General features: G+C 66.4%; 13 protein-coding genes. 7 read left to right on the forward strand and 6 right to left on the reverse strand.

Going from position 1 to position 10919, the window contains the following annotated elements; genetic code table 11:
• Positions 1–91 precede the first annotated feature (91 nt).
• The 4 genes from AC50YA_RS18255 to AC50YA_RS18270 form a co-directional block, all read right to left on the reverse strand.
• Positions 92–730 carry a thioredoxin-like domain-containing protein gene (locus tag AC50YA_RS18255; protein WP_494983631.1) on the reverse strand — a complete coding sequence of 213 codons (639 nt, stop codon included), beginning with the start codon at positions 728–730 and terminating at the stop codon, positions 92–94.
• A gap of 102 nt (positions 731–832) precedes the next feature.
• Positions 833–1138, reverse strand: coding sequence for a glutaredoxin family protein (locus tag AC50YA_RS18260; protein WP_494983632.1), 306 nt, complete (start codon positions 1136–1138; stop codon positions 833–835).
• A complete protein-coding gene (locus AC50YA_RS18265) occupies positions 1135–1812 on the reverse strand; it encodes a peroxiredoxin family protein (protein WP_494983633.1) in 678 nt (225 codons plus the stop codon). The genes AC50YA_RS18260 and AC50YA_RS18265 overlap by 4 nt, the downstream gene beginning before the upstream one ends.
• A complete protein-coding gene (locus AC50YA_RS18270) occupies positions 1812–2816 on the reverse strand; it encodes a cytochrome c biogenesis CcdA family protein (protein ID WP_494983634.1) in 1005 nt (334 codons plus the stop codon). The genes AC50YA_RS18265 and AC50YA_RS18270 overlap by 1 nt, the downstream gene beginning before the upstream one ends.
• A gap of 163 nt (positions 2817–2979) precedes the next feature.
• Here AC50YA_RS18270 and AC50YA_RS18275 point away from each other — a divergent pair, with 163 nt between their 5' ends.
• Both AC50YA_RS18275 and AC50YA_RS18280 read left to right on the forward strand, forming a co-directional pair.
• The gene (locus AC50YA_RS18275; RefSeq protein ID WP_494983635.1) at positions 2980–3618 is read left to right on the forward strand and encodes a copper resistance CopC family protein; all 639 of its coding nucleotides are present in this window, start codon (positions 2980–2982) and stop codon (positions 3616–3618) included.
• Positions 3615–5531, forward strand: a complete 1917-nt coding sequence (locus AC50YA_RS18280) for a bifunctional copper resistance protein CopD/cytochrome c oxidase assembly protein (RefSeq protein ID WP_494983636.1) — start codon at positions 3615–3617, stop codon at positions 5529–5531. Before AC50YA_RS18275 ends, AC50YA_RS18280 begins: the two co-directional genes overlap by 4 nt.
• 97 nt (positions 5532–5628) lie before the next feature.
• Here AC50YA_RS18280 and AC50YA_RS18285 read toward each other — a convergent pair whose 3' ends face one another.
• A complete protein-coding gene (locus AC50YA_RS18285; RefSeq protein ID WP_494983637.1) occupies positions 5629–6222 on the reverse strand; it encodes a TlpA family protein disulfide reductase in 594 nt (197 codons plus the stop codon).
• Between the two features lie 362 nt (positions 6223–6584).
• Here AC50YA_RS18285 and AC50YA_RS18290 point away from each other — a divergent pair, with 362 nt between their 5' ends.
• From AC50YA_RS18290 to AC50YA_RS18300, 3 genes are all read left to right on the forward strand, one after another.
• On the forward strand, positions 6585–6926 hold the full coding sequence (locus AC50YA_RS18290; RefSeq protein ID WP_494983638.1) for a metal-sensitive transcriptional regulator: 342 nt from the start codon (positions 6585–6587) through the stop codon (positions 6924–6926).
• A gap of 67 nt (positions 6927–6993) precedes the next feature.
• Positions 6994–7224 carry a heavy-metal-associated domain-containing protein gene (locus AC50YA_RS18295; protein ID WP_494983639.1) on the forward strand — a complete coding sequence of 77 codons (231 nt, stop codon included), beginning with the start codon at positions 6994–6996 and terminating at the stop codon, positions 7222–7224.
• Between the two features lie 11 nt (positions 7225–7235).
• On the forward strand, positions 7236–9503 hold the full coding sequence (locus tag AC50YA_RS18300; RefSeq protein ID WP_494983640.1) for a heavy metal translocating P-type ATPase: 2268 nt from the start codon (positions 7236–7238) through the stop codon (positions 9501–9503).
• 23 nt (positions 9504–9526) lie between these two features.
• Here the strand turns inward: AC50YA_RS18300 and AC50YA_RS18305 are convergent, their stop codons facing one another.
• Positions 9527–9856 (reverse strand): hypothetical protein, encoded by a 330-nt coding sequence (locus AC50YA_RS18305; RefSeq protein WP_494983641.1) that lies wholly within the window; start codon positions 9854–9856, stop codon positions 9527–9529.
• A 435-nt stretch (positions 9857–10291) separates the two neighbouring features.
• On the opposite strand from AC50YA_RS18305, the gene AC50YA_RS18310 reads away from it, so the two are divergent.
• Entirely contained in the window at positions 10292–10567 is a 276-nt protein-coding gene (locus tag AC50YA_RS18310; protein ID WP_494983642.1) for a hypothetical protein, read from the forward strand.
• Positions 10568–10569: 2 nt separating this feature from the next.
• Positions 10570–10797 (forward strand): hypothetical protein, encoded by a 228-nt coding sequence (locus AC50YA_RS18315; protein WP_494983643.1) that lies wholly within the window; start codon positions 10570–10572, stop codon positions 10795–10797.
• Positions 10798–10919: the final 122 nt, after the last annotated feature.

A 10919-nucleotide genomic window follows, 5' to 3' on the forward strand; every position in this document is an offset into this window, starting at 1 on the left:
TGTGTTTGCGCCGTGCAGGGTGCAGGGATTCAACTATCACCCATAGTAGTCCACCGGGTCGTTATCCGGGTTTCCGCAGGCGTGCGGGCGGTCAGCCCTGGATGCCCCCGGAACACGGTGCGCCGGGTTCGGGCGTCTGCGGGCCCTGAAGGTGTGCCTTCAGGAATACCGGCAGGCGCGGGTCCTCCGCACTGTCCAGTTGCAGTTGCTTGCCCCATGCACTGGCCACGACCGGTGACGGAAGGTCCGGGAACGGGCTCAGCAGCTCGTACCGGTTGGCTGCCGCCTGCTTCGTCAGTGCGTCGATCTGCTCTTTAGGCAGGTCGGGGCGGTAGGTGACCCAGACTGCGCCGTGTTCCAGGGAGTGCACCGCCTGCCAGGGATTGACCGGGGACGTGTAGGTCCCGCAGTTAATGAACTGGGGTGCATGGTCTCCGCCGACGGGGGGAGTCCGCGGGTAGGGCGTCTGGCTGGCGGTGTGGTTGCGGCTGAGACCATCGACGCTCAGGAGACCATCGATCGGCCTGGAGGCCTCAGCCTTGCTCTGGGCTTTGTCCTGCTGGTCCACCACGATGACCGAGGTTACCGTGCCGGCCAGGGCAAGAAGGAAAACGGCTGCGGTGCCGTAGATCCAGAACGCCTTGCGCCGCTCCTGGCGTTGCTGTTTGGACCGCACCGCAGCCAGGATAGCCTTTCGTTCGGTGTCCTGTTGATTACGCGCACGTCCCATGCCGGCGCTCCTTCCTGGTGCTTGTTGATGAATCCGCAGACCCGATCACGAATTCAGAGGATCTGACCGGACTTTGCGGGCGGAAATCCCGGTCTGGCATCATCAGGCGTCGGCGCTGCCGCGGTGGTGGTTGCGGCCGAACTGGTTGCTGTTGGTCAGGTGGCGGCGCAGTTTCTTTTCCGAGAGCCTCCCGTAGCTGAACAGCCTGCCGTCGATCAGGATGCCGGGAGCGAAGACGACCCCGCTTCCGGCTGCGAGGCCGCGCCCCTCCTCGGTGTCCAGGCTGATTTCCCGGATCTGGAGCGGGTATTCCTGCTCCAGCCGGTAGAGCACGTCCTTGGCCTGCACGCAGGAGGCGCACGAGGCCTGGGTCAGGATGGTGACGTCTGTCATGTGCCCGTCGGTCATTTGTCTGTCCGTCCTGCCTGCAGGTCGGACAGGAGCCTGGTGACCGGCACGTACATGGTGTAGTCCGGGGCTCCGCCGTAGTCTGCACGCCACTGGATGGTTCCGTCCGGGCCGACGAGGATGAAGCTGTGGCCGTCGCGGGAGTCACCCATCATGCCGTATTTGTTGGCCTGGTAGGTGCGGGAAACATCGAGCTTGGTGTCGACCACGGCGATGGCGGAGAGCTTGTCGTCGGCCATCTTCTGGGAGATGAGGTTCACCGGTCCGCTGGTGATGGTCAACAGCTGGTCGATGCCGGCGGACTTCAGCTGGGGTCCGGCCGCGTCCAGATCCCTGATCTGGTCCCAGCACGGCTGGCAGCCGAGGCCTTCATGGAAGTACAGCAGGACGGTCTTGCCGCGGTAGTCACTGAGGTTGACGGTGCCGCCGGAGGCCGAGGGCAGGGAGAAGCCGGGGGCCTGCGCCCCCGGGGCGGGGCTGCCGACTGCGTAGCCTGCGGCAGAAGACTGTGCCGGCCCTGCCTGGGGTATGGGCTGGGTGCTGATGATGGCAAGAATCACTGCGACCAGCACCGCGACGACGGCCGCAGCAATGCCGGCCCAGAGCAGGCCCCGGCGCTTCGGACTGTTCTCCGGGCCCCTGGCGGGCTGCCTTTGGATTTTTGTCGATGCCATTAGAGGGTCTCCTTCAGGTGTCCGGGGACTGCGCCCGCCGGGGACGATGTCTGTGCTGATCTGGCGGTGCTTTCGGTGCTTTCGGTGCTTTCGGTCTGAGGAGGGCAGGCTGCGCAGGATTCCGCCGGAGCGGCGTCGCCTTCGGACCTGGCGGAGGCTGGCTTCCTGCGACGCACAGCCTTCCACAACAGGACCCCCAGGACCGCGAAGACCGCGGTCGCGGAAATCCAGCCGGGAACGAAGGCCAGGAAATCCTGGATGACGGTTGCGGCGTGGCCCAGGGCGGCGGTGACCTCCACCTGCCACCCGTCCGGGGCCATTCCCGGGCCCTGCACGGCGATGATGACGGTGATCAGGCCCATGCCGATCATCAGGGCGCCGGAGAGCAGTGTCACCAGAGGCACCCGCCGGGCCGCTCCGGGCCACAGAGGGACGGTCCGGGCGGAGAGGAGCCGGCTGGCGCCCCAGTCCTTCTTGTCCCACACCAGAGCCAGGGCACACAGAGGGGCCACCATCCCGAAAACGTAGGCGACACCGACTGCCAGTGCGGCCGGAAAAGAGGACGCCGCACCCGAGAGCGCCGCCACACCGGCAAGCACCGGTGCGCAGCAGGCGCTTGCGGCACCGGAGAACACACCGAGCCCGTACACGGATCCGATACCCGTGCCGCCGCCACGTCCGGAGGGCATCGGCAGCATCATCTTCCAGCCGCCCAGGGTGGCAGCGCCGACCGCAACCATCGCCAGACCGACAATACTGAAAATCCAGATGTGGTAGCCGAAAAGCACCCGGCTGATGGCCGCGGCCCCCAGGGCAATGGGCAGAATAATGGTTCCGACCCCGGCCGCGAAGACGAGCGTCATGGCCAGGATCCGGCTGCGGCGCCGGAAGCTGGAGGCGAAGAACGCCGGAAGCATGACCGAGACGCAGCACGGGGCCATCAAAGCCACGATGCCGCCGAGAAACGACGCCAGAATCGTTGTGGAGAGCAGAACCTGCTCCATAAACCAGCTCCTATGGGACAACCGAGACCTTGACCAAACTACTATCGGCAATAGTAGTACATCTACTAGGGACTATAGTAGTAGGTGGTGTTCGGGACCTGCCCCGGGAAGGATTGGACAGCACCGGTGCGATGGACGAGCGACGGAAAGAAAAGACGACTGCATGCGATACACGACACGGCGCGGGCAACCGCACCTCCTGGCCCTGCTCTGGTCCGCACTTCTGCTCGGGCTGGTACTGACGGTGATCCCGGCTGTTCCGGCATCGGCGCACGCATATCTGGAAGGCAGCGACCCTGCGCAGAATGCACAGCTGTCCGCCGCCCCGGACCGGGTGAGCCTGGTCTTCGATGAAGATATCCAGGTCCAGTTCACGAAAGTGACCCTGGCAATCGGATCAGCCGCACCGGCCACGGTCGCAACGGACATCGCGGACCACGCCGTCACGGTTCCGGTCCCTGCCTCCATCGCCGGCCGCCAGCCGCCCGGGAGTACCGAGCCATGGAAAATCACCTACCGCACCGTGGCCGGCGACGGACACCCGGTGGAAGGGGCCCTGTCCTTCACCGTCACTGCGTCCTCCCCTGGGGCGTCCCCCGCAACGGAGGCCCCGGCCCTCTCGATCCCGTCACCGGACCGCTCAACCCAGGCCCGGGCAGGCGATGCCCGACAGCAGGCCGCGGCGGACGCGGCCGAACCGTTCCCGTGGCCGACGGTTGGTCTGTTGTCCGCGGTGACGCTGGTCCTGGCCGCCGTGTTGTGGCTGCTGGCGCGCCCTGCGCGGAGGTCCGGACACCGGTGAAACCCCTTGCCCGAAGGGTCCTGCCCGTTGCCCTGCTCCTGCTCGTTCCGGTCACAGCCCTTGTCGCCCTGACCCTGGCTGGTGCCATGAGGGAGCCTCTGTCCGGCCTTCCCGACGCCGGGACCCTGACCCGCTGGGTCCTGCCGGCTGCCCGCGCCGTCCACGATGCGGCGGCGACCGTGACCATAGGATTTCTCGCCGTCGCCGCGACCGTGCTGCCGCAGGACCCCGGCACGCCCGGAAGCCTCGGCCGCGCCGGGGCCCGGGCCATGCTCTTTGCCGCGGTTGCCGGCAGCGTGTGGACGGTGGCCGGCACGGTCGTGCTGACCCTCTCCTACGCCGATGTTGCCGGCACGGACCCGCTTGGCCCCGGGGCCTCGGCTGATGCGGTCATGTCCTTCGTCCTCGATCTGGCGCTCGGCCGGTCCCTGGCCATCAATGTCCTGCTGGCCGCGGCCGCTGCCACGGGGGCCTGGCTGGCCACCCGCACCACGACGGCAGGGGTGTGTACCGTGCTAGCCCTGGCCGCACTGCTGCCCCTGACCGTGACCGCCCACGGTGCCTCCAACCACGAGGATGCCGTCAATCTGCTGGCACTTCATCTGATCGGCGCGACGGTCTGGGTCGGCGGCCTGGCGGCCATGTACTTCCTGCGCCGGCAGCTGGGCGGGGCCCTGGCGGTGGCGGTCCGCCGCTACTCCCGGCTGGCCGGATGGTGCTTCATCCTGGTGCTGGTCTCGGGCACCGCAAGCGCGCTGCTGCGACTGGACGGCCCGGCCGCTCTGGGCAGCGCGTACGGGGTACTCCTGCTGCTCAAGTCCGCGGCCCTGCTCCTGCTCGGGGCCGCCGGATGGCTGCACCGGGCCCGCGCTATCCCGGCCCTGGACCGCGATCCGAACAACACGGCTGTCTTCGCCCGCGTGGCCGGTGTCGAGCTCGTCCTGATGGCGGCCACCGTGGGTCTGGCGGTCGCCCTGGGCCGCACTTCACCCTTTGCGACGAGCCCGGTGCGGAGCACTGCCGAATCCCTGCTGGGCTCTGCGCTGCCGCCCGGACTGGGCCCGGCCCAGTGGTTTACCCAGTGGCACCCCGACGTGGTCTGGTTGCCGGCAGCGGTGCTGCTGGCCGGCGGATACCTCGCCGCCGTCATCCGGTGGAGCCGCAGTACCGGGCCGTGGCCGCACCTGCGCACGCTCTCCTGGCTGCTGGGCTGCGCGTTTCTGGCCTGGGCCACCAGCGGCGCGCCGGCCGCCTACGGCCGGCTGCTGCCGGGGATGCACGTGCTCGGAGAAATGATCATCGGCCTGACGGTCCCCGTCCTGCTCCTGCTCGGTGGGCCCGGAATCCTCGCCGGCGGCACGCTCCCGCGGCGCTCGGACGGAAGCCGGGGCCTGCGGGAATGGGCGGCCGTCTTCCTGCGGTCCGGTGCCGTGCGCTGGATCTGCCGGCCCGTCCCGGCCGTGGCCCTGTATGCGGCGTTTGTCACCGGGTACTATTTTACGCCCGTGCTGCAGCTGTCCCTGAGCAACAACCCGTTCAGGCTCGCGGCCATGGCCGTTGCCCTGTGCGTGGGCCTCAATCTGGCGGCCGCCCTGCTCCAGTCGGCGGCCCAGCGGAAGAGCGCTGCACGCCGGATCGTCCCACTGGCCCTGGCCGCTGCCGCGGCCGTGCATGCAGGCTCCGGTATTGCCGTGATGGCCGGCGCCATGCAGGCCGGCGACTGGTATGTCTACATCCAGTCACTGTGGAGCTTCTCTCCCATGGCACAGCAGCGCACCGCGGGCGAAGTACTGTGGGGCTCCGCACTGCTTCCGCTGCTGGCACTCGGCGTTGCCGTCCTGCGGCCCGATTCCGGTCCGCAGACCGCGCCCGCCCGGCCTGCGGCGCGGGCAAAAGCTGACCACCCGGCCTGAGAAGCCGGCGGCGCCGGGTATTCCGTGTCTGGCCGCCGCTTAAACCCGGTGTCGCGGACGATAACCCTGACCTGGCCATCCCGGGCCTAACTGGCTGTCAGGAGGGTTCCGCGACGGCATCGGCCAGCAGGGTTTTAAGGGTGCTCTTATCGGCAACGCCGAGGATCCTGGCGGCCACGCGCCCCTGTTTGTCGATCACCAGCGTTGTCGGAACGGCCTGGGGCGGCACGTACCGGCTCATCGCCAGCAGCACCGTGCCGGACTTGTCCAGCAGGCTTGGATAAGTGATGCCGAAGGACCGCTCGAACGCCTCCCCGGTCGGAGCCTCGTCGCGGATGTTGACCCCGTTGAAAAGCACACCCTTCGGGGCGAACTCCTGGTGCAGGGATTCCAGAGTGGGAGCCTCGAGCCGGCACGGTGCGCAGGCGGCATACCAGAAGTTGAGCACCGCCACATGGCCTCTGAGGTCCGCGGAGGTAAGCCGTGTTCCGTCCCTCATCGGGGCATCCAGCTCAATGGGTGCTCCCCGGAGCGCGGCGGCGTACTCGGTCACCGACCCGTCGCCGGCCACGTAGTTCTTGTTGTCCCCCGCCGCGGCCTGCTGGGCGAGCGGATCCTTGGCCCCGCAGGCACTGAGCACGACGACGACCAGGAGCGCTGCGGTGGCCGTGCGGATCGCCCGGGCCCGCACGGGCTCCCCGGAAGGGCCGTGAGGGCGCGGCCGTTTCGTCGGCGGCGTACTTCCGGGAAAGGAACTCATCATTGTCGTTTGCACCCTCGCGTTCACACTCATGGCCGGGGCAAGCGCACCCGGCACCATCATCAGCCCGCCCCCTCAGGCATGGTGGCCCAGGCGGCAGACACCGCCCGTCTACTAAGCCATATAGTAGTACATGTCCGGAAAACTCGCCCTTCAGCAATCAGGGGCAAATCGGGGCGGCGGCCCTGCCGGGGGCTTCACCAGCCCGAGCCTCCGAAAATACCCCATGGGGGTACTTGATTATATACCCCATGGGGGTATAAACTGGAGTTGTTCCACATCAAGGAGACATCATGAGCGAGCAGAATTCCGCACCTCCAGCCGCTGATCCACACCCACCGACATGGGGGTATGCGCCCCACAAGACTGCCTACCTGCTCAGGCTCAAACGGATCGAGGGTCAGGTCCGCGGCATCGCCCGGATGGTTGAGGATGACAAGTACTGCATCGACATCCTCACCCAGGTAGCCGCCGTCACCAAGGCTCTGCACGCCGTCAGCCTGGGACTCGTCGAGGAACACATCGGCCACTGCGTGGTCGGCGCCGCCTCGGAGCCGGACGACGCCCTGCGTGCCGAACAAATCGACTTCAAGGTAAAGGAAGCCACCGATGCCATCGGGCGCCTGCTGCGGTAGCGGCAACACCACTCACCACACCATCCAGCTGACCAACCCCAATCAGTCCATCAACAAGGAGCCAGCCATGAGCACCATCTCCACGACCGTCAACGTGTCCGGCATGACCTGCGGCCACTGCGTCTCGTCGGTCAGCGAGGAACTGGAGTCTCTGGCCGGCGTCGAAACCATCGACGTCGACCTCAACGCCGGTGGCGTCTCCTCCGTCACCATCACCTCAACGCAGGAGCTGTCTCCGTCGGAAATCGGCGAGGCCGTGGCCGAAGCCGGCTACCTGGTTGTATCCAACCAGGCCTGAGCGGGATCACCATGACTAACCAGGACGTCCTCCAGCAGCCCGTAACCCGGGTGATTGAACTCGACATCGAAGGCATGACCTGCGCCTCCTGCGTCGGACGCATCGAGCGTAAACTCGGCCGGCTCGACGGCGTTAACGCGAGCGTAAACCTCCCCCTCGAATCGGCCGCCGTCACCGTTCCCTCAGGCATCACCGACCAGCAGATCATCGACACCGTCAACGCGACCGGCTACACCGCCCGGCTGAAGACGCACGGCATCATTGCGGTGCCCATCCCCGATACCCCGCAGGAAGGGCGACCGGCCGACGACCACGGACAAATCCGCCGCGGCCGCAAGACAGACACGTTGTTGCTCCGCCTGATAGTGGCCATCGTCCTGACCATCCCGGTCGTGCTCATCGCCATGGTCCCGCCCTTGCATTTCCCGAACTGGGGGTGGGTTATCGGCGCGCTGACGCTGCCCGTGTGGGCATGGTCGGCCTGGCCGTTCCACCGCGCGGCGGCGATCAACGCCCGCCACCTGGCATCCACCATGGACACCCTCGTGTCGATCGGCATAACCGCAGCGTTCCTGTTCTCCACCTACACGCTGGTAAGCAATCCGGAACTGACTGCCGACCCGGAACATGCGGGCGAGGTGCCGCTGTACTACGAGGTGACCGCTATCGTCGCCACATTCCTGTTACTGGGCCGCTATCTGGAGCGTCGTGCCAAGGAGAAGGCCGGCGACGCCCTCAAGGCGCTCCTGGGCCTCGGCGCCAAGGACGCCACCGTGATCCGCGACGGGGCTGAAGTCAAGCTTCCGATTGAAGACCTCGTGCACGACGATATATTCATCGTGCGGCCGGGCGAAAAGATCGCCACGGATGGTGTCGTCACCGAGGGCCACGGCGCAGTCGACGCCTCTCTCATCACCGGCGAATCGCTTCCCATCGAGGTTGTGCCCGGCGACGCCGTCACCGGTGCCACCATCAATACCGACGGCCGACTACTGGTCCGCGCCACCAGGGTCGGCAGCGAAACCACCCTGGCCCAGATGGGACGGCTGGTCAGCCAGGCCCAGAGCGGCAAGGCGCGCATCGCCCGCCTCGCGGACCGGATCAGTTCCGTGTTCGTGCCGATCGTCCTGGAAATCGCCGTACTCTCCTTCATCCTCTGGGCTGCGGTAGCGGGCGATGTCCGCGGCGGATTCGTCGCTGCCGTCACTGTCCTCATCATCGCCTGCCCCTGCGCCCTGGGACTGGCCACACCCACAGCCATGCTCACAGGATCGGGCCGGGCAGCACAGCTGGGCATCCTGATCAAAGGCCCGCAGATCCTCGAGGACACCCGCACCGTGAACACCGTCCTACTCGACAAGACCGGCACGGTGACGACCGGCAAGCTCGCCGTGGGCAGGATCATAACCCTGGGCTCCCTGGGGGAAGAGGAGGGTCTGCACCTGGCTGGATCGGTCGAAGCGGCCAGCGAACATCCCATCGCCCGCGCCATCGCAGCCGCTGCCGCGGCACGTGCTCCACTCTCCCCCGTGAACGCCTTCCGGAGCGCGGCCGGCGGCGGCGTGCGTGGCAGCGTCAACGGCACCATCGTCGTAGCCGGCAAGGCCCGCTGGCTTGAGGAGAATGGCATCTTCCCCAGCGCCGCGCACAAGTCCCGGCTGCTCGAGGAGCAGGCCACCGGTGCCACGGCCATCTGGGTCGCCGTGGACGGCAACGTCGAATGCATCATCAACCTGCAGGACTCGGTCAAAGACGGGTCAGCGGCCGCCATCGCCAAACTCAAAGAGCTGGGGCTGCGGCCGATCCTGCTCACCGGCGACAACGCCGCCGTCGCAGCCACGGTCGCGGCCACAGTGGGAATCGCTCCCGGGGACGTCTTCGCGGATGTCCTACCGGAGGGCAAGGTAGACGCGGTCAAGAAACTGCAGGCCTCGGGCGCCATCGTCGCGATGGTCGGCGACGGCGTCAACGACGCCGCCGCCCTGGCCCAAGCCGACCTCGGAATCGCGATGGGCTCCGGGACGGACGTGGCCATCGAGGCCGCCGACCTGACCGTCATGGGCAGTGAGCTCGCCCAGGTCGCCACCGCCATCGAACTCTCCCGCAAGACCCTGTCGACCATCAAAGCCAACCTGTTCTGGGCGTTCTTCTACAACGCCATCGGCATACCCGTCGCGGCCCTTGGCCTGCTCAACCCGATCATCGCGGGAGCCGCCATGGCCTTCAGCTCCGTACTGGTCGTCGGTAACTCACTCCGCCTGAGGAGATTCCGCAAGTAGGACGCAGGGTCGGCGCCGCCGGATCAATGACCGCCACAGTGAGCCCCACGGACGCCCATCGCAAGACCGGCAAAGGCCAGACGCCTGCGCCTGCGCCGGCGGATCTTCGCCTCCGGCCCGCTGAATGATTCCGGCGGCGTGTTGACGTTGCCGATCGCCCCTACAGCTTGTGCCTCCTTCGGCGTCAGGACGGCCAGCAGGTCGGGCAACCAGGCAATTTCGGTCACGGCCGCCGCGCAATTACTGCACCCGGCCAGGTGCAGCTCATATTCACGTCGCTCGGAGGAAATCAAGGACCCAAGAACATAGACGGGGGCCCACTGGCGGTACTTATCTGTCACGTTCGGGTTCACAGAATCAACCTCACTACTACAACTACAACGACAACGACAACGACAACGACGCAGCACATGACGCCTTCCCGACGTCACGACCGCCTCCACAACAAATCCCCGGATTTCCCATGACGAACCGCCATGACGCCGGCGCATACGCCTCGCGAAGCGAAAGCAGCAGCCCAGCCTGCTAACTCCGCATGATCACGCCTGAACCTAAGACGACGCCGGACAGTCATTGGTTCACCTCGGCTCATAACAGCCCTCCCATCCCGTTCACGCCGTTGATGCGGTCGCACGCAACGGATGGACGAATCCACGTCCGCCTTCGGGATCGCCCTGGCGTCATGAAGTGGGCCGCCCGGAACCATTTGAAAAGTCATCCGCCGCTTGGCTACTATGTCATTTAGTAACTAGGCTACTATGTCAGGTAGTAAATCGAAGGGATGCATGATGTTCATACGTACTTCCGTAGTGGTGGCCGCAACGGCAGCTGCACTGGCTGCAGGGGCCGTCATAGCAGTACCGGCGGTTGCGGCCGCAACCCCGCGTCCAGCAGCAGTGGCTTCCGAAGAGGGCAACCCCGGCATGGCGCGCATGCACGAACTTATGACCGAGGGCAACCCCGGCATGGCGCGCATGCACGAACTTATGACCGAGGGCAACCCCGGCATGGCGCGCATGCACGAACTTATGATGGCCCCCACCGACACCACTGGACGAAACTGACGATGACTAAGGCGTTGTATGCACTACCGCTGCTGGCTGGCCCTGTGGCCATCGGGCTGCTGATGTCGTTCATGATGAGAGGCGAAAGGGGCGCTTCGTCGGACGACTCCGCCGCCCCGGACGAGGCCCAGCACCTTCGCTCAGAGACCGAACGCAGCCGCACCCCCCAACAGCAGGACGACGCCACCACTCGTGATGCCGTCGATCCAAGTGATGAATACGTCATTTGACGCCTAGACCCGCCTAGACCCAATGCCGTTTACTTAGGTTTCTTTGGTATTCGTTTGAGTGGCCAGTTGGACATCTTGCGTTTGACGGCGCGGGTGACAATGCGTTGTCGTCGGAGGGGCAG

It is taken from the genome of Pseudarthrobacter sp. RHLT3-21 (assembly GCF_059383495.1).